Origin of the sequence: Megasphaera hominis (assembly GCF_014269395.1) — a bacterium.
Lineage (GTDB): Bacteria > Bacillota > Negativicutes > Veillonellales > Megasphaeraceae > Megasphaera > Megasphaera hominis.
The window spans coordinates 1-17,658 of sequence record NZ_JACOGK010000021.1 but is presented as its reverse complement, the minus strand read 5'-3'; the positions used below and the strand labels follow the sequence as shown (position 1 = coordinate 17,658).

At 53.9% G+C, this 17,658-nt stretch carries 17 protein-coding genes and 1 pseudogene; 16 read left to right on the top strand and 2 right to left on the bottom strand.

Annotated elements, in window-relative coordinates; translation table 11 throughout:
- The first annotated feature begins 113 nt into the window (after positions 1 to 113).
- The 12 genes and pseudogenes from H8J70_RS07970 (at position 114) to H8J70_RS12710 (ending at position 10,934) form a co-directional block, all read left to right on the top strand.
- Positions 114 to 557: an acyl-CoA thioesterase gene (locus H8J70_RS07970; RefSeq protein WP_186503405.1), complete on the top strand. Its 444-nt coding sequence runs from the start codon at positions 114 to 116 to the stop codon at positions 555 to 557.
- On the top strand, positions 554 to 1,603 hold the full coding sequence (locus H8J70_RS07965) for a nicotinate-nucleotide--dimethylbenzimidazole phosphoribosyltransferase (protein ID WP_186503403.1): 1,050 nt from the start codon (positions 554 to 556) through the stop codon (positions 1,601 to 1,603). The genes H8J70_RS07970 and H8J70_RS07965 overlap by 4 nt, the downstream gene beginning before the upstream one ends.
- A complete protein-coding gene (locus tag H8J70_RS07960) occupies positions 1,593 to 1,799 on the top strand; it encodes a type II toxin-antitoxin system RelB/DinJ family antitoxin (protein ID WP_246415312.1) in 207 nt (68 codons plus the stop codon). Before H8J70_RS07965 ends, H8J70_RS07960 begins: the two co-directional genes overlap by 11 nt.
- Positions 1,800 to 1,809: 10 nt before the next feature.
- The gene (locus H8J70_RS07955; protein ID WP_186503402.1) at positions 1,810 to 2,346 is read left to right on the top strand and encodes a methylated-DNA--[protein]-cysteine S-methyltransferase; all 537 of its coding nucleotides are present in this window, start codon (positions 1,810 to 1,812) and stop codon (positions 2,344 to 2,346) included.
- A gap of 97 nt (positions 2,347 to 2,443) precedes the next feature.
- Positions 2,444 to 3,160, top strand: coding sequence for a FadR/GntR family transcriptional regulator (locus tag H8J70_RS07950; protein WP_186503401.1), 717 nt, complete (start codon positions 2,444 to 2,446; stop codon positions 3,158 to 3,160).
- Between the two features lie 179 nt (positions 3,161 to 3,339).
- Positions 3,340 to 4,575: an MFS transporter gene (locus H8J70_RS07945; RefSeq protein ID WP_186503400.1), complete on the top strand. Its 1,236-nt coding sequence runs from the start codon at positions 3,340 to 3,342 to the stop codon at positions 4,573 to 4,575.
- An 86-nt stretch (positions 4,576 to 4,661) separates the two neighbouring features.
- Positions 4,662 to 5,783, top strand: a complete 1,122-nt coding sequence (locus H8J70_RS07940; protein ID WP_186503399.1) for an MBL fold metallo-hydrolase — start codon at positions 4,662 to 4,664, stop codon at positions 5,781 to 5,783.
- Positions 5,784 to 5,816: 33 nt separating this feature from the next.
- Complete coding sequence (locus H8J70_RS07935; RefSeq protein WP_186503398.1) at positions 5,817 to 6,755, top strand: beta-keto acid cleavage family enzyme; 939 nt, start codon at positions 5,817 to 5,819, stop codon at positions 6,753 to 6,755.
- 37 nt (positions 6,756 to 6,792) lie between these two features.
- On the top strand, positions 6,793 to 7,725 hold the full coding sequence (locus tag H8J70_RS07930) for a 3-hydroxyacyl-CoA dehydrogenase family protein (protein WP_186503397.1): 933 nt from the start codon (positions 6,793 to 6,795) through the stop codon (positions 7,723 to 7,725).
- A gap of 12 nt (positions 7,726 to 7,737) precedes the next feature.
- On the top strand, positions 7,738 to 9,399 hold the full coding sequence (gene ilvD / locus H8J70_RS07925) for a dihydroxy-acid dehydratase (protein WP_186503395.1): 1,662 nt from the start codon (positions 7,738 to 7,740) through the stop codon (positions 9,397 to 9,399).
- Positions 9,400 to 9,734: 335 nt separating this feature from the next.
- Positions 9,735 to 9,980, top strand: a pseudogene (locus tag H8J70_RS12860) (peptidoglycan-binding domain-containing protein); the annotation flags it as partial.
- Between the two features lie 24 nt (positions 9,981 to 10,004).
- On the top strand, positions 10,005 to 10,934 hold the full coding sequence (locus tag H8J70_RS12710; RefSeq protein WP_425489122.1) for a C40 family peptidase: 930 nt from the start codon (positions 10,005 to 10,007) through the stop codon (positions 10,932 to 10,934).
- Positions 10,935 to 10,985: 51 nt separating this feature from the next.
- On the opposite strand, the gene H8J70_RS07915 is transcribed toward H8J70_RS12710, so the two are convergent.
- Both H8J70_RS07915 and H8J70_RS07910 read right to left on the bottom strand, forming a co-directional pair.
- Positions 10,986 to 11,780, bottom strand: a complete 795-nt coding sequence (locus H8J70_RS07915) for a hypothetical protein (protein ID WP_186503391.1) — start codon at positions 11,778 to 11,780, stop codon at positions 10,986 to 10,988.
- The gene (locus H8J70_RS07910) at positions 11,777 to 12,706 is read right to left on the bottom strand and encodes a LysR family transcriptional regulator (RefSeq protein ID WP_186503389.1); all 930 of its coding nucleotides are present in this window, start codon (positions 12,704 to 12,706) and stop codon (positions 11,777 to 11,779) included. Before H8J70_RS07910 ends, H8J70_RS07915 begins: the two co-directional genes overlap by 4 nt.
- A 158-nt stretch (positions 12,707 to 12,864) precedes the next feature.
- On the opposite strand from H8J70_RS07910, the gene H8J70_RS07905 reads away from it, so the two are divergent.
- The 4 genes from H8J70_RS07905 (at position 12,865) to nagZ (ending at position 17,411) form a co-directional block, all read left to right on the top strand.
- Positions 12,865 to 14,037 carry a DNA polymerase IV gene (locus H8J70_RS07905; RefSeq protein WP_186503387.1) on the top strand — a complete coding sequence of 391 codons (1,173 nt, stop codon included), beginning with the start codon at positions 12,865 to 12,867 and terminating at the stop codon, positions 14,035 to 14,037.
- A 38-nt stretch (positions 14,038 to 14,075) separates the two neighbouring features.
- A complete protein-coding gene (locus H8J70_RS07900) occupies positions 14,076 to 14,369 on the top strand; it encodes a hypothetical protein (RefSeq protein ID WP_186503385.1) in 294 nt (97 codons plus the stop codon).
- 697 nt (positions 14,370 to 15,066) lie between these two features.
- On the top strand, positions 15,067 to 16,224 hold the full coding sequence (gene nagA, locus H8J70_RS07895) for an N-acetylglucosamine-6-phosphate deacetylase (protein WP_186503382.1): 1,158 nt from the start codon (positions 15,067 to 15,069) through the stop codon (positions 16,222 to 16,224).
- Positions 16,221 to 17,411: a beta-N-acetylhexosaminidase gene (gene nagZ / locus H8J70_RS07890; RefSeq protein WP_246415311.1), complete on the top strand. Its 1,191-nt coding sequence runs from the start codon at positions 16,221 to 16,223 to the stop codon at positions 17,409 to 17,411. The genes nagA and nagZ overlap by 4 nt, the downstream gene beginning before the upstream one ends.
- The last annotated feature ends 247 nt before the right edge of the window (positions 17,412 to 17,658 follow it).

Genomic DNA, 17,658 nt, shown 5'->3' with positions numbered 1-17,658 from the left:
AACCTCCTTTTAACCTACACTATATTATGACGCAAAAGAATATATTTTTCAAGCATTCCTAAGGCACTATATAGTATAATATACATAGTATGTACAGACAGGAGGAATCGTCCGTGGCAGGGAAAGATCAGCACGTTTCAGCAGCTCATATGGTATTGGGAAAAGATTTGAATCCCCATGGTACATTGTTTGCCGGGCAGGCAGCAGCGTATTTCATCGAATGTGGTTTTTTGGCAGTACAGGCCTTTTTGGGACACGGCCACATCGTCTGTCTGTCCTTGGATGGCCTGCGCTTTTTGCGGCCTGTGCACAAGGATCAGACGATCCGCATTGACAGTACCCTGGTCTATGCCGGTACGAGCAGTGTCGGCGTCTACCTGGCCATGCAGCGGCTGCCCGGTGAAGAAAAAGCGGCAGAATGCTTTACTTCCTTTGTGTCCATTGAGGAAGCAACGGGGAAGGCCGTGCCCCATGGGCTCAGCCTGGGAGTACTCAACGACGAAACAAAGAGGCTGCAAGACCTCTATCTGGCGTATAAAGGAGTTACTGTAGTATGACATTTGTAGAAGAAGTAGATGAACGGCTGCGCAACCTGGCCCGTCCGCCCGGCAGCCTGGGCCTTTTGGAACGACAGGCCCGGAAGGCCATTCTCGCCTGGGGCCGCTGGGAAACGTCCTTCCGTCCCAAGCACCTGATCTTTGCCGCCGATAATGGCGTGTGCCGCTCCGGCGCGGTGGCGCAGCTGGCAGAAATTACGTATATGCAAAGCAGCCACATGGTGGCCGGCACGTCGGCCGTTACCTGCTTTTGCCGGTGTAACGGCATTCCCTGGGAGGTTATCGATGTGGGCATTGATAGCGCCGACAGTGTCGGGCTCGATTATAAAATTGCCCGGGGCACGGCTGATTTTGCCTACGGCCCGGCCATGACGCGGGACCAGCTGGAAGCGGCCTTTGCTGCCGGCCGGGAACGCGTAGAAAAAGCCGTGGCAGAAGGGTATAATTTCCTTTCCTTTGGCGAAATGGGCATTGGCAATACGACGACCTCTGCTGCCGTGCTCCTGGGCCTTACCCGGGGCGATGTGGCCAGCCTCACGGGCTACGGCTCGTCCCATGGGAATTTCCGCCTGGCCCTGCGCAAGCAGGAGCTGATCCGCACGGCGCTTACACGCTATGCACCCCAGCTCCACGATGGGGCAGATATTTTGCAATACGTAGGCGGCTTTGACCTGGCAGCCCTGACGGCGGCCATGCGGGCCTGTGCCGACAAGGGCATACCCTTTTACATTGACGGCTTCATTACGGCTGCCGCCTTGGCCGCTGCCGTGCAGTTGCAGCCGGACGTACGCGACTACGCCTTGCCGTCGCATATGAGCAAGGAACCGGGCATGAGCGCTGCCCTGCGCTACGCCGGCTTTGATGAATATGACGTGCCCTTGTGGGCCGATTTATCCCTGGGCGAAGGGACTGGTGCCGTCCTGGCCGTGACTCTCTTGCGCTCCCTCTTTTATGCCATTTGGCATATGGACACGCTGGACGGGATCAACGCCGACGCTGCCCGCCGTCATGAAGAACAAAAAGGAGGCATGGACCATGGAAATTGAACTGGATGAAGGCGTCCGTAAGGAGGCCAAGGCCGTATTCGACCGCCTGGGCCTGAGCGAAAGCGAAGCCATTACCCTGTTTTATAAACGCACGGCCGCAGCAGGCCGCCTGCCCTTTGGTGAAGGGAAGAAGGATGAAACGAAATTCAAGAAAAAGCGCATGAACGAACGCTTTGCCGAATGGGATGCATTCTAAGGAGGCACATATGGAATATACACGCACGTATACGACGCCTATCGGCCCGGTTCTCCTGGCCAGCAATGGTACAGGCCTGACGGGCCTCTGGATAGCCGGACAAAAATATGAAAAGGCCACCCTCGGCGCGCAGTGGGAAGAAAAACCGGATCTGCCGGTCCTTGTGGCGGCTGCGGACTGGCTGGACCGCTATTTTGCCGGTGCCCGGCCGGACCCGTTGGAGCTGCCCCTGGCGCCAGCGGGCACGCCCTTTCGTAAGGCCGTTTGGGACATTCTTTGCCGCGTCCCCTACGGTACGACTGTGACCTATGGCGACCTGGCTGCGGCCCTTTCGGAAAAAACGGGGAAGAAAGAAAATCCCCACGCCGTCGGCGGTGCTGTAGGCCATAACCCCATTACGATTATCGTGCCCTGTCACCGCGTCGTCGGTAAGAGCGGCAGCCTCACAGGCTATGCCGGCGGCCTCGCCAAGAAAATCTACCTCCTCCGGCACGAAGGTGTCGATACGGACCGCTTTTTCGTGCCTAAGCGGGGGACGGCACTGTAAAATCAGACGCTGCTGTTTACAGCAGCGTTGGTTTTGCGTATAATCTCATGTAAGACAAGATAGCATATAGAGTCAAATCGATGAGTGAGGAGATACAATGGAAGAAACAAATTTTGATTGGAGCGCCCTGAACGTTCAGCCGGCGCAGAATATGTCTGACCGCCTCTTCAACAGGATCAGCCAGATGATTATGTCCGGGAAACTTCCCGAAGGGTATGTATTTCCTAACGAAGCCGTTCTTTGTGAACAATTGCACGTTGGCCGCAGTACTATCCGCGAAGCCTATAAGGCTTTGGAATTATCCGGCTATGTGACGCGCTCCAAGCGGGGCACCTTCGTCAACAGCAAGCTCGATATTCTGAGCGCTACACCCATGAAAGAAGCCTTTGCCGCGGCCAGTACGTCTGATTTCAATGAATTTCGCGAAATGATGGAAGTGAAATGCGCCGCCTTGGCAGCACAAAAGGCAACCCCTGCGGACATTGAAAACCTGCGCGCCATTAGCGAACGCATCCAGGCCCTCTACGAGCTGGGCGATATGCTACAGGTAGCTGCAGGTGATGCAGAATTTCACCGCCAGATCAGCAAGCTTTCCGGCAATAAGCTCATCGCCTCGACCATGCTCATCATGACCCTGGCCTGGGATGAAGGCGTACGCCGCAATTTCCTCCATGCCGCAAAAAATAACCGGCAGATCTTCAGGGATATGCATGGCCAGCACGAAGCCATCATTACAGCAATTGAAGACCATGACCGCGAGGCTGCCGAAGCGGCCATGAAAACCCATATCCGCTTTGTCACAGCGCCCGTGTAAGTACGACTGCTGATGATCGCCCCAGGACGGGGCGATTTTTTTTTGCCTTTTTGGATTGACAAAGGGCGATTCTCCTGCTACAATTACATCATAAAACGTTGTCAGACAAGGTGTAACTAAAGAAAAGTGAAGGATGTAACGAAATATGTCGTTTGTACAGTAAGAAGGGAGAGAGTATCTTGAATTCGTATCCGATGGACAGCAAGGGTACAAAATACCGCTGGCCTGTCTTCATTTCCACCTTTTTGGCATATATCCTTGACAATTATGACAATGTCATCCTTGCCATTTCTATGCCTGTTCTGATCGGAGTACTTAATATTTCCTATACCCAGGGAGGGCTGCTCGTTTCTATTACCATGATCGGCGCGGCGCTGGGCAGCATTATCCTGGGGACCGTTGCGGAAAACAGGGGCCGCCGTTTCGCCCTCATCGTCAGCCTCATCGCCTTTGGCCTCGGTACAGGCATCGTCATCTTCGTCGATTCCTGGGCCCACTGGATGATCCTGCGTTTCTTTACGGGGATTGCCATTGGCGGTGTCTGGGGACCGTGTGTCGCCCTGGTCATGGAGCATTGGGCACCGGCCTACCAGAGCCGGATTACATCTCTCGTCTTGAGTATGTTTTCTGTAGCCTTTGTCTTTGCCTCCTTTGCCGGCCGCATTTTCCTGGCCATTGACTGGCGCATCCTGTTCCTCTTGGGCATGCTGTCATTGCCCATTGCCCTCTATACGTATTTTGCTGTTCCGGCCGATAGCGTACAGAAGGCAGCCAAGAAAGAACATGTCAGCATCTTCAACAGTTTCGTCGGGGAAACGCTGCACCGCGTTATCATGGGTACGGCCCTGGTATTCTTCAGCCTCGGCGCGTTCTGGGGGGCTGCTACGTGGATTCCCACCTTCCTCATCAAGGAACGGGGCCTGAGCCTGGTCATGATGGCTAATTTCTCTATCGTCATGTATGTAGGCATGTTCATCGGCTATCAGGTTTTTGGCTTCCTGGGTGATAAGATCGGCCGCAAGAAATCCATTGCCATTTCCCTCGTCTTATGCGTCATTGCCATTCCCATCTACGTTTTTGTCCAGCATGGCACCTTCCTCTTCTGGTGGGGCTCTGTCGTCGGCTTTGCCATGTCCGGACCGTTTGGCGTCGTCGGCGCGTACTTCTCGGAATTGTTCCCGGAAAACATCCGCGCCTTGGCCGGTGGCTTCTGCTTCAACATGGGCCGCTTCGGTTCTGTCCTGGCGCCGATGACCGTCGGCATGCTTGGTCAGGTTTATGGCCTCGAAGTAGACATTGGCATTACGGCCATTCTCTTCGCCATTTGTGGGATTATTCTGAAATTTATGCCGGAAACCTATGAGGGGACAGAACCCGTGCCTGTTGCAGCTTCACAGGATACGCTGGCAGACTAAGGCTTCTAATTTTTTTACCATATATTGTCAGACAACGTACAATAGAATATCATACAATATTTAGTATACGAAAGGGGTTTTTCATCATGGCAGAACAGACTATTCCTAAGTACGATGGCAGAGGTATCATTTCCGGTACGTATGTAACGGCCAATCAGGACATTGACCGGCAGCAGTGGCTGGAAGATTGTTATCCCGAATGGGGTACCTTCCTGAATCAGGAAATAGCGACCTATAAGGTACCGCAGGGCCAGGTCGGCCTTTGGTGGTGCGGCGGCCCGAGCTGGGTCTTGAAGACCGACGAAGGCGGTATTTACTGGATCGATCAGTACTGCGGCCCGTCCCTCTACACGGAAGCCGTCGGCAACTGCGGCGTTTGCAAGCAGGCCGGCGCCAAATCCATCAACTGGCTGCGCCTCAATCCGCAGGTCATCGATCCGTGGCAGTTCAAGGGCCTGGACGGCGCTTTCATTACGCACATGCATCAGGACCATTGCGATTTGTATGCCGTCAAAGCAGCCCTCAAAACGACGGATGCCAAATTCTATGCGCCCTACATGGCCTGCAAGAAGCTGAAGGGCTTTGAAGTACCGGATGACCGCATCCACCTGGCCCGCGTCGGCGAAAGCGTCGTTCTGAAAGGGGCAACGGTCGAATTCCTCATGTGCTACGATGACACGGCCATCCGCACGACGGACGGTCCGGATATACTGCCCTACGAAATGGCCTGCGTCAGCTTCCTCTTCCGTACGAGCGCCGGCAACATCCTCTTCATGGGTGATACGTGGTTCAACGATGGCTACACGCAGATCGGCAACGATTATGATATCGACGTAGCCATTGCCGATATGGGCTTCAACGCACCGGGGGCAACGGATAAGATGACTCCCTATGACTGCGTCCGCGTCAGCAAAGCCCTGAAGACGAAGGTCTTTATTCCCGACCATTACGATAACTGGGCCAACTGCGCCGGTGATCCGTCCGTGCTGCCGCGTGAACTGGAATACCTGGCCAAAGACGTGTGCCCGGATACGCACATTACCATCATGGGCTGCGGCGGCCGCTATGTCTATCCGCAGGATAAGAACATTACCCGCTATGCCTATCCCGATGGCAGTGAAGATTATCATTTCGAACGGGGCGAAGTATACAAACGCATTCAGCAGCAGCATCAGGCTGTCAGTGAAATGCTGAAAAATAAAGAATAATTTTTGTATTGCATAAATGGAGATGGATAGAGTATGAGTAAAAAAGAAAGAAAAATCATTGTCACAGCAGCTGTTACCGGAGCCATCCATACGCCGACTATGTCGCCGTACCTGCCCTGTGGCGTCGCAGGGATTTCCCAGGCTGCTATTGATGCGGCCAACGCCGGTGCTTCTATGGTTCACGTACACGCCCGGGAGGACAATGGCAAACCGACGTCGGATATCGATACGTACGGCGCCATCCTGAGCCGTATCCATGCCAATACGGACGTCATCATCGGTATTTCTACGGGCGGCGCCATCGGCATGAGCGTTGAAGAACGGCTGGCTACGATTCCCGTCTTCAAGCCGGAAATCGCTTCCTTCAACAGTGGTTCCATCAACTTCAATCTGTCCGGTCTCGTTAAGAATATTGAAGGCAAGGCCAAGTACGATTGGGAAGTGCCTTTCCTCCAGAATTCGGAAAAAAACGTCTTTCAGAACACCTTTGCCGATATGAAAAAGTGCTTCCAGATCATGCACGATGCCGGTACGGTGCCGGAATTTGAAGTCTTCGACTTAGGGCAGCTGAATAACATTCATACGCTCTACAAGCAGGGCTATGTACAGACACCGCTGTACTTCCAGTTTGTGCCGGGCATTATGGGCGGCATTCCTATGAAGGAAGAAAACCTCCTCTATTTCGTCAACCACATCAAAGCCGATTACGGCGACCAGGCTAATTTCTCCATGGTAGCCGGCGGCCGCCGGGCGTACCGCTTCGAAACCCTGTCGGTCATCATGGGCGGCAACATGCGCGTAGGCCTGGAAGACAGCCTCTATATCAAACCGAACGGCGAATTGGCCGTCAGCAATGCCCAGCAGGTAGAAAAGGTCATCAAGATCCTTCACGATCTCGATTATGAAATTGCGACACCTGACGAAGCACGGGAAATCCTGCACACGAAGGGCAAAGATAAGGTAAATTTCTAAACGCAGCAACTAGAGTCAGCAAAGGAGACAGGATACAATGACAAAAAAAGCAATCGTTGCCGGTGCCGGCGTAATGGGAGCCTCGTTGGCCCAGGTATATGCAGAAGCAGGCTATGACGTAGTATTGTATGATTTGGCTGAGAAGTTTTTGGACCGGGGCAAGCATCTCATCGCCCTCAATCAGGAAACGCTGGTCAAGGCCGGTCTGATCACGGCAGACGACTCGGCAGCCCTGGTACAGCGGATCAGCTTCAGCTGTGACGATGCCTGCTTTGCCGCAGCCGATGTGGATATCATCTTGGAATCTATTGTAGAAAAACTGGAAATCAAACAGGGCTTCTGGGAAAAGGTATCCCGCTTGGCCAACGCGCACTGCCTCTTGGCTACGAATACGTCGGGCCTGCACATTTCGGACATTGCCGCCAAGATGGACCACAAGGACCGCTTTATGGGCCAGCACTGGCTTAATCCGCCGCACCTCCTGCCATTGGCTGAACTGATCATCGGCGCGGATACAGCAGCAGAAACGGTAACGCGCATGAAAGACCTCGTCCGGGGCTTAGGCAAGAATCCGGTCTGCGTCAAGGATATCAACGGCTTTATCATCAACCGTCTGCAGTTTGCCATCCTGCGGGAAGCCATGCACATCGTCGATTCCGGTGCCGCCACGGTAGAGGATATTGACGACGTCATGAAATACGGCATGGGCCTGCGCCTGGCAGCGCTGGGACCTTTCCGCATTGCCGACCTGGGCGGACTCGATACGTTCGATCATATTTCCCAGTATCTCTTTGCTGACCTCGATAATAGTAAGGAAGGAAATTCTTATTTGCACAGCCTCGTGGAAGATGGTAAATTGGGAGTAAAGAGCGGCCAGGGCTACTACGATTATTCCGGTGATAAGGCGGACGAAGCCATTAAAGAACGGGATGAATTGTTTATCAAACTGGCCAAATGCCTGTACAAATAGGAGGTATGTCGTATGCGAAGTGATTTGATGAAGAGCGGTGTCGACCGTATTCCCCATCGGGCCCTGTTCCGGGCTTTGGGCCTGACGCAGGAAGAATTGGACCGGCCCCTCATCGGCGTGGTCTGCGCCAAAAATGAAATTATTCCGGGCCATATGCACCTGGACCGCATTGCCGAAGCCGTGAAGGCCGGCATCCGCCTGGCCGGCGGTACGCCTATTGAATTTCCGTCCATCGGTGTCTGTGATGGCATTGCCATGAACCATGAAGGCATGTTTTATTCCCTGCCCAGCCGGGAACACATTGCCGACTCCGTAGAAATTATGGCCAATGCCCATCCCTTTGATGGCCTGGTCTTCATTCCGAACTGTGATAAAATCGTGCCGGGCATGCTCATGGCAGCCCTGCGCGTCAATATTCCGTCTATTTTCTGCATCGGCGGCCCGATGCTGCCCGGCCGGGCCAACGGCAAGACCGTCGCCCTGACGGACGCCTTTGAAGCTCCCGGTGCGGTCCGCACGGGCAAGCTGAGCGAAAGCGAAGCGGCCGACATTGTAGAACACTCCTGTCCCGGCTGTGGCAGCTGTGCCGGTATGTTTACGGCCAACTCCATGAACTGTATGACGGAAATCCTCGGCCTGGGCCTGCCGGGCAACGGTACGATTCCCGCTGTCGACAGCCAGCGCATCATCCTGGCTAAGCACGCCGGCATGAAAATCATGGATCTCGTACGCGACCAGGTGCTGCCGCGGCAGATTGTTACGGCTGCGTCTATCCGCAACGGCCTGGCTGCCGATATGGCCCTGGGCTGCTCGACCAATACGATGCTCCACTTGCCGGCGATTGCCCATGAAGCAGGCTTGGCCTTTGACCTCAATCACGTCAACGATATCAGCGAAGCTGTGCCGCACATTGTCAAGCTTAATCCGGCAGGCCATCACTTCCTCGTCGACCTCAACAATGCCGGCGGTCTCAGTGCCGTCATGAAACGGCTGGACGAAATGGGCCTCATCGATACGATGGCCCGGACCGTTGAAGGCACGTGGGCCCAGCGTCTGGAACGCGCGGCTATTAGGGATGACGATGTCATTCGTGACCGGGAACATGCCTATAGCCAGACTGGCGGCTTGGCCGTCCTTTATGGCAACCTGGCTCCTGATGGTGCCGTCGTCAAAAAGGGCGCTGTCTTGCCGGAAATGATGGTCCATACGGGGCCGGCCAAGTGCTTTGACAGTGAAGAAGCGTGCAGCCAGGGCCTGCGGGAAGGCCGTGTCCAGGCCGGCGATGTCGTCGTCGTCCGCTACGAAGGACCTAAGGGCGGTCCGGGTATGCGGGAAATGCTTGGCCCTACAGCGACACTGGCCGGTATGGGTCTTGATAGTACGTGTGCCCTCATTACAGACGGCCGTTTCTCCGGTGTCAGCCGCAGCGCCTCCATTGGTCACGTGTCGCCGGAAGCGGCTGCCGGCGGCCTCATCGCCTATGTAAAAGATGGCGACCAGATTGCCATCGACATTCCGAACCATAAAGTAGAGCTCCTCCTTTCGCCGGAAGAAATCGCCCTGCGGCGCCAGCAGGTCGTACCGCAGCCACCGAAAAAGGTGACGGGCTACCTGAAACGCTACCGGGCTATGGTTACGAGCGCAAACTTCGGCGCTATCTTGAAAGACGAATAATTCCTGTATGCTGCAGCAAAAAAAGACGGTCCCTGCCTTGGCAGAGGCCGTCTTTTTGACTGTACTGTGAGAGCATACAACGGTTTTTATAAATAAGCAAAAATAATGATGTTAGTAATGAAACCTATGCAATATAGGTATTTTGACGTATAGAAGGAAGTTGTGGTATAATATACGACGGATTTGAATGATACGCATGTAACAGCAAGCTATCCTGTGGGCCTTCTCACAGGATAGCTTGTTTCATAGAGTGCCCTATTATGGGTACGTACTAAGAGCAGGTAAGCAGACAGCTGCAGGGCCGTCCTGCTGTACTGTCAGAAAAGAGGGATACAATGCTTCAGATAAAGAAATTAGCCGGCCTTACGTGCGTCTGCTTTTTGGCTTCCGTCTCTTTTGCCGGAGCAACCTTCCACCCCGGTGACCGGGGCAGTCAGATTGTGGCGGTCCAGCAGCAACTGGCGGCAGCCGGGTATAGTGTTACGGCTGACGGCGATTATGGTACAGCCACGACAGAGGCGATCAAGGCCTTTCAGCAGGCGAACGGCCTTACTGCCGATGGTATTTTGGGGGCGGCCACGTACCGGGCCCTCATGGGCAGTGATATGCCGGATAATACGAGCAGCCGCTTCGTGCAAAAGACGAGTGCTCCGGCGCCGGCCGCTACGGGTGTCCTGGGGATTCAGCAGGCGTTAGCCGCCCAGGGCTACAGCGTCGATACAGATGGTGTGTTTGGCAAGGGGACGGAGGCTGCGGTCAAGGCCTTTCAGCAGGCCCATGGCCTGACGGCGGACGGTGTCGTCGGACCGGCTACGTATGCCGCTCTCGTAGGCTCTCCCATGCCGGACGGCCAGTCTTCGTACCGCCTGGCAGACCGCTTCCGCAGTGATGCGGCCGCAGCGCCGGCAGCCTCTGCCGTAACGGCTACGTCCGATAATGCCATCGTCCTCTTGCAGCAGGCTCTGGTCAATCAGGGCTACAATATCGATGTAGACGGCTCCTTTGGCGTCGGTACGGAAAATGCCGTCCGCGATTTCCAGGCTAAGCATGGACTCGAGGTAGACGGTGTTGCCGGCCAGGCGACCTTTTATGAGCTGACGGGCAAGTTTTTGCCATCCGGTCCCTTGCGCCGCTTCGGTAACGGCGGCTATGGCGGTATGACCATGGTAGCGGACCGGGCGCAGCGGCTCATGGGGATTGCCAACCAGTACATTGGCGTGCCCTACGTCTTTGGCGGCAATGACCCGTCGGGCTTTGACTGCTCGGGCTTTACGCGCTACGTCTATTCTGCCGTCGGCATCGATCTGCCGCGCATGGCAGATGAACAGTATAACGTAGGCAGTTATGTAAGCCGTTCGTTCTTGCAGCCCGGCGATCTCGTATTCTTTACGACCTATCTGCCCGGTGTTTCCCATGTAGGCATCTATATTGGCAATAACCAGTTCATCAATGCGTCCAACAATGGCGTCAGCATAGACAACCTGGACAGCCGCTATTGGTCCAGCCGCTACGTAGGCGCCCGCCGCGTCATGTAACGGAATACAAAAAAACTTCTTTTGACAACGTGTCAAAAGAAGTTTTTTTTATTACCGGCCGGCGTACGCTGCGTCAATTGCCTGCAGCTGGTCGGCTGTAAGCTGCGGTGCCGTGCCTGCTGCATAGGCCTGTCTCACGGCCCGGTCATCGATCAGACAGGTACCGGCGGCGAAGTCCCGACGGTGCTCATAGAGCCAGGCGGCCGTGCAGGCGGCCATGCGGCTTTCGGGCAGGGCTTGTTTCAGGTAGCGGAAGTGCCTGCGGGGCAGGGCCTTTTTGGCGTCCCTGACGAGGTCTTCCAGCTCCAGCGTAAAGTCGCATTCGTGATAGCCGTTGGAGACGGCTTCTCTGCCTACGTATTGGCTGTTTTCGAGAGTCATGTCGTAGAGCAGGTATTCATCGAGCAGGCGGGTTTCCAGGTGCTGGGCCAGAGCCTCCCGTTCGGGCAGCACCTGACATGGATCTTGGTGGCAAAAGCGCAGGATTTCCAGCAGGAAGGCCAGGCGGTGCCGCGTAAAGGTAAAGCCTGCGGCATCGAGCCAGATGAGGCGCAGCCGTACATAGTGCTGCACTTCCTGGGCATAGGCCGCGTCGTACAGGCTGAGGGGCGTTTCCCGCCGCGTGTACTGATATAATTTTTGTTCCAGCTGCAGCCATTGGCGCCGGGCAGCGGCCTGCGTGTCTTTACCAGCTAAGATATCCGAGGCGGTTCTCTTCAAGGTATCCAGATAATTCAGGCCTGCGGCGACGAGCGCCAGGGAATAGCCTTGGGCGCCCTGTGCCTGATGGGAAAAAATCTCTCCTGCGTCTGCCTGTGTTAGCTCCTGTGTCTTCAACGTGATCATTCCTTGCTTTCTTCAGTTTGCCGGCCTTTTTCGGCATTCCGTTTTTCATAATACTGTTTAAATGATTGTACCCAGGTCCGCGCCGGATGGGGCAGGAATCCCTTGCTCTTCCAGACCATCGCCAGGGTCCAGGGAATCTGTGGTTCCACTAAGGGAATGTGGACGTATTTCTTTTCATCCAGGCGCTGGCAGATCGTGTGCGGCAAGAGGGCAATACCCAGCTGGGTGCGGACAATTTCTGCCTGGAAGTCCCAGTTGCTGCTTTGACAGACGATCTTCGGATGGGCTGTCAGACGCTGATAGAAGGTCTTAATGAAGGGATTGAGGGAAAAGGATTTGGGGTAATAGACGAGCGGTTCGTCTTTGATTTCTTCCAGGGTCAGCGTTTCCTTATCGGCCAGGGGATGGCCCGGCCAGAGGACGACTTCCAAGTATTCTTCGTTAAAGATGAAAAAGTCGTAGGGCATTTCTGTCGATACAGGCAAGGCGACGAAACCGGCCTGTATGAGGCCTTCATCGATGGAAGAAATGATGTCGTTGGAGCCGACTTCCAGCAATTCCAGCTCTATTTTGGGGTACGTAGAGATGAATTGCCTGACAAAAGGGGAAATAAAAGAAGAACCGATCATCGGCGGAATGCCGACGGCAAGCTTGCCGGAATTGAGAAAATCAGGGGAGCCGATTTGTTCATTGAGCTGACTCATATCTTTAATCAGCGTTTCGATCCGGGGCAGCAGCCAGGCCCCCATTTCCGTCAACTCCACTTGCTTGCCGCTGCGGTTAAATAATGTTACGTTCCAATGTGTTTCCAGTGATTTAATGCCTTTGCTGATCGATGGCTGGCTGATGTGCAAGGATTTCGAAGCCTTGGTAAAACTTTTCTTATGCGCCACCTCGACAAAGTACGTTAATTGGAATAGATCCATGGCCTGCGTCACCTCTCTTTATATATTGTAATCTTACCATATTTCAAGACATAATAGAATGTTCTTGTAGCGTAAGGGCATAGGTTTTTTTGTTTTCCTCTATATTTGTGAATGGAAATCGTTGTATAATACAATAAGTGAAAGGGAGGGAACGGCTTATGGGAACGCGTTGGATTATGCATGTCGATATGGATGCCTTTTATGCATCTGTTGAACAACGGGATAATCCGGCTTTACGGGGACAACCGGTCATTGTCGGGGGCTTGAGTGAACGCGGTGTCGTCGCTACGGCCTCGTACGAAGCGCGCCGCTATGGCGTGCATTCGGCCATGAGTATGCGCCAGGCCCGGCGGCTCTGTCCGGATGGCGTATTTTTACCGGTACGCATGGCCTATTACCGCCGCATATCCCATCAGATCCGCGTGATTTTGTCCCGCTATTCGCCCTATATTGAGCCCTTAGCCCTGGATGAGGCCTTTCTCGATGTGTCGGGCATGGAATTGCACTATCCGGAAATTATTACGATTGGTGAAGCTGTCAAAGCGGATATTTTGCGTATTACCGGCCTTGTGGCGTCGGCCGGTATTGCGCCGAATAAGTTTTTGGCCAAATTGGCTTCGGATTTGGAAAAGCCCGATGGCCTGGTTTGGATTCCCTACGGCAAGGAACAGGAAATTCTCGCGCCGCTTCCTGTGTCCCGCCTCTGGGGTGTCGGCAAGGTGACCGAAACGGCCTTGCGTAAAGCCGGGTTTGAAACGATTGGCGATATTGCCCGGGCCGGCCAGGATGCATTGCGTCCCGTCGTGGGCAAGCAGGCGCACCGCTTGTATGAACTGGCCTGTGGCCGTGACAACCGGCAGCTCGATGTAAGCCGCCGGCCCCAGTCCGTAGGCAACGAGCATACGTACCTGCACGACCTGATCCGGCCGGAGGAAATTGATGAACAGTTCCGCCTCTTGGCGAATGAAGTGGCCTGGCGGTTACGGCAAAACGGACTCATGGGCCGGACGATTACGATCAAAGTGCGCTATGCGTCCTTTGAGACCATTACCCGGTCACTGACCTTAGAGGATATAGGCACGTGCGCAGAAGAACAGTTATATTTTTCTGCGAAAAAATTGTATAATAAAGAGAAGGTAACCCATCCGGTCCGCCTGCTGGGCCTGACCGTGAGCCAGCTGTGCCCGTATCAGGTGCAAGAGGATCTCTTTTCTGATGATGCGGAAACGCAGGCAAAGGTGACAGAGGCCATCGATAAATTGCAACAGCGCTTTGGCCGGCAGGCAATCATGAAGGGGTTCCTTTGGGAAATGTCTCATGAAAAAAAATAAACACTATAGTATATAATTCTGGTGAGGAGGAATACATAATGGCATTATTTACAGTGGCTGCACATACGGCAGGCCATAACGACGGCTTCATCCGCTACAATACGGAAACGAAAGAATTGCAGCTCATGCTTCATGATGAAGAAAAGGAAAAGGAAGCCCGGGAATTTTTGACCAAAGTACATCCTTGGCATCGCTACGTGACCCTTTCCCAATACGAAACGGTCAATGCGGCGGCTACAGATAATTTGGAAACGCTGAAGCTGGCCCTGGGCTATATCTGGTTGCCCCTCGGTGTACATATCGATTGGAGCCGTCCCGTAGAAGACATGTAGGAAAAGTCAAACAGTGTAAACTAAAGCAGATTTCAGGTACTATGAATAGGATCTGAAATCTGCTTTTTTAGTATGTGTATAGCTTTTTTCCGGTTATCCACAAGTTGTGCACAATAATGGTGCATAACTTGTGCACGTTTGTGGATATATTAAAAAAATGGCGTAAATAGGCCAACGATGCCTGTGTATAGCTTTAGGGGATTTCTGGAAAAAATGTGGATAACTCGATAAAAAACACTTGCTGACATAAGTGAATAACCTCTATAAATGGCTTAACCATGCACTTTAATAGATTGTGAAAGAAGGGAATATAGCGGGTGCATAACTTGTGTGAAAATGTGGATAACTGAAACGGCAAAAGTTATCCACAAGAAAAGGATATATACCTTGTCCCCACGTGTCCGGGCAGAGGATTTTCCATTTTTATCATAGTTATCCACAAATACAAAATCCTCCAGGGGAAAAGCCTGGGAATGCCCAGAAATAGGGATTTGTAAAGGAACCGTAAAGGTTTGGTAGAAAGAAAAACGAAGTGCCGGTCCTTTGTACAAGGACAAATGTATAGCCTGACAGACAGGCTGTGCCGGCAATCTGCCGGGCCGGAAAGGCTACTGACACGGCCGCCTTTGTGATATACTGTAAACAGCATCTTGGCAGGTCTGGCCTGCCGGAATTTTCTTAGCAGGAGTGATAACAAGTGAAAGCAATTATCGATGGCATGATCGTCTTGCCTGATTCTATTGTAGGCGGCCATATTTTGCTCTATGAAGACGGAAAAATTTTGGATATTGTACCGCGTAAAGGCTTCCGCCTGGGCCATTGTACGGAATTAATCGATGCCAACGGCGGGTTTGTCGTGCCGGGCTTCATTAATGAACATATTCATGGTTGTGCCGGTGCGGATGTTATGGATGAAACGCCGGAGGCCCTGCAGACGCTGCAGCAGGCCTTGCCGGCTACAGGCGTTACGGCCTTTGTGGCGACGACCATGACCTATGACCGGCCCCGTCTGGAACGGGCCTTGGAGCGGATTCGTGCGGCCCGGGGCAAGGGCAGCGGCGCCCGTATCTTAGGGGCCCATCTGGAAGGACCCTTTATCAGCCCGGCCTATAAAGGCGCCCAGGCTGACACGCATATTGTACGGCCTGATTTTTCCTGGCTCCGTCCCTATGCCGATACGATCTGCATCATCACGCTGGCACCGGAAGAAATCGTCCACAAAACGTTCCTGAAGGAATGTCACGACGCGGGCATCCTTGTTTCTCTCGGCCACAGCGCGGCTACCTATGAAGACGTACAGGACGCCATGGCAAAAAGCGGCGTCTACCATGTGACGCACTTATATAATGCCATGACACCGTTCCATCACCGCCAGCCCGGCCTCGTCGGTGCGGCTCTCCTCGACAGGCGGGCTCATTGCGAACTTATTTGCGACAATCTCCACGTTCATCCGGCAGCGCAGCAGCTGGCTTGGCGCATGAAAGGCCGGGACGGCCTGATCATCGTGACGGATTCCCTGCGGGCCTGCCTGCAGGGCGACGGGCCGTCGGAATTAGGCGGCCAGCAGGTGCTCGTTCAAAACGGCGAAGCCCGCCTGGTCGATGGTACCCTGGCCGGCAGCGTTGCGACAATGAATGAATCGCTCCTGCATTTTATGGTCAATACAGGGGCGTCCCTGCCGGATACGATTGCCCTGGCGACGGTGAACCCGGCCAAAGACCTTGGGGTGTACGACCGCCTCGGCTCGCTGGAAAAAGGCAAGGAAGCGGATATAGTTATTTTGGACAGCGACGATTTCCACGTCAAGCAAACGGTCATTCATGGAGATCTCGTCTATAATGAGGAAACGAAATGATACTAAAAGAACATAAACGGGCCCTGGCCTTCTTGGGATTCCTGGCGGCACTGCTGCTCGTGGCGGGCTGCCTCTTTGCCTGGTACGAGCACACGGGCCAGGGCAATACGAAAACGACTGGTATGAAGCAAAGCGGCACTGTAGAAGAACAGGCCGAAGCTATAGTAGCCGCCATGACACCGGAGCAGCGCGTCGGCCAGCTCATGATGGTGGGCATTCAGGGGACCAGCGTAGATCAGGACGCAGCCTATCAGATTGCCCAGTACCACATGGGCAATATCATCCTCTTCGACCGCAATATGCAGTCGACGCAGCAGGTAAAAGACCTGAACCGGACGCTGACCCGGCAGATCCGTAAGGAAAGCGGCGGCGTTGCGCCGTTTATTGCCGTCGATCAGGAAGGCGGCTTTGTCATGCGAATGCGCGAGGCCTTCCCGCGCATTCCCAGTGAACAGCAGCTGGGCGAAAGCGGTGATCCCGCAGCGGCCAAGGAATGGGCGAAAAAGACAGGCAAGCAGTTAAAGGATATGGGCTTTTCGATGAATTTTGCGCCTGTCGTCGATCTGGGCTCGGCGTCGGAACGGTCGTACAGCAAGGACCCTGCTGTCGTCACCGCCTTTGCGGCAGAGGCCATCGCCGGATATGAAGAGGAAAAGATTTGGTGTTCCCTCAAGCATTTTCCCGGTATTGGCCGGGTTAAGACGGACCCCCATATTGATGGCGACGTCGTGACGGCCAGCAAGGAGGAACTGCTGGCACAGGATATGAAGCCCTTTGCCGAGCTGATCCATACGGAGTCGCCACAGCACATGTTCATCATGGTCTCCAATGTCACCTTCCCGGCCTTAGATCCCAGCCTGCCGGCCTGTGTTTCCGAACCGGTCATGACGGGCATTCTGCGGCAGCAGTTTGGTTATCAGGGGCTGATCATTTCCGACGATATGGAAATGGGCGCCATGGCCAAGCACTATGCCTTTGCCGATATGGGCGTCATGGCTATCAAGGCCGGCGCCGATCTGGTGCTCGTGTGCCATGAATATGCGCACGAACAGGAAACGTATGCAGGCCTCTTGAAGGCCTATAAGCAGGATGCTTCCTTCCGCCGCCTGGTCGATGAAAAGGTCGTACGTATTGTCCGTACGAAGCTTGCCGGCGAGCAGCAAGGCTATCTGCCAGCGGCCCAGTGAAGAAATACATAGAAAAACGGGGCTGTGAAATAACACAGACCCAAATAACAAAGGAGGTCCACCGACTCTTTCGAGTCAGCGGACCTCCTTTTGTGGTAAAATTTACATAACCAATGAAAAATTCAACCACTAATTATTCTAAACCAAAACAGGCAATTTTGCCACTATATATTTCAGATTTTCTGGATATTTGCGATCCGGTGTTGGTTTTCAACAGATTCATGGAGGGAATCAACTTGGAGAAGTA

Excerpts from the sequence above, each read along its gene's own strand:
- H8J70_RS07955 (WP_186503402.1), top strand. The coding sequence starts at position 1,810 with ATGGAATATACACGCACGTATACGACGCCTATCGGCCCGGTTCTCCTG.
- H8J70_RS07915 (WP_186503391.1), bottom strand. The coding sequence starts at position 11,780 with ATGATCACGTTGAAGACACAGGAGCTAACACAGGCAGACGCAGGAGAG.
- H8J70_RS07930 (WP_186503397.1), top strand. The coding sequence starts at position 6,793 with ATGACAAAAAAAGCAATCGTTGCCGGTGCCGGCGTAATGGGAGCCTCG.
- H8J70_RS07950 (WP_186503401.1), top strand. The coding sequence starts at position 2,444 with ATGGAAGAAACAAATTTTGATTGGAGCGCCCTGAACGTTCAGCCGGCG.
- ilvD (WP_186503395.1), top strand. The coding sequence starts at position 7,738 with ATGCGAAGTGATTTGATGAAGAGCGGTGTCGACCGTATTCCCCATCGG.
- H8J70_RS07940 (WP_186503399.1), top strand. The coding sequence starts at position 4,662 with ATGGCAGAACAGACTATTCCTAAGTACGATGGCAGAGGTATCATTTCC.
- nagZ (WP_246415311.1), top strand. The coding sequence starts at position 16,221 with ATGATACTAAAAGAACATAAACGGGCCCTGGCCTTCTTGGGATTCCTG.
- H8J70_RS07935 (WP_186503398.1), top strand. The coding sequence starts at position 5,817 with ATGAGTAAAAAAGAAAGAAAAATCATTGTCACAGCAGCTGTTACCGGA.
- H8J70_RS07910 (WP_186503389.1), bottom strand. The coding sequence starts at position 12,706 with ATGGATCTATTCCAATTAACGTACTTTGTCGAGGTGGCGCATAAGAAA.
- H8J70_RS07965 (WP_186503403.1), top strand. The coding sequence starts at position 554 with ATGACATTTGTAGAAGAAGTAGATGAACGGCTGCGCAACCTGGCCCGT.
- H8J70_RS12710 (WP_425489122.1), top strand. The coding sequence starts at position 10,005 with ATGCCGGATAATACGAGCAGCCGCTTCGTGCAAAAGACGAGTGCTCCG.
- H8J70_RS07905 (WP_186503387.1), top strand. The coding sequence starts at position 12,865 with ATGGGAACGCGTTGGATTATGCATGTCGATATGGATGCCTTTTATGCA.
- H8J70_RS07900 (WP_186503385.1), top strand. The coding sequence starts at position 14,076 with ATGGCATTATTTACAGTGGCTGCACATACGGCAGGCCATAACGACGGC.
- H8J70_RS07960 (WP_246415312.1), top strand. The coding sequence starts at position 1,593 with ATGGAAATTGAACTGGATGAAGGCGTCCGTAAGGAGGCCAAGGCCGTA.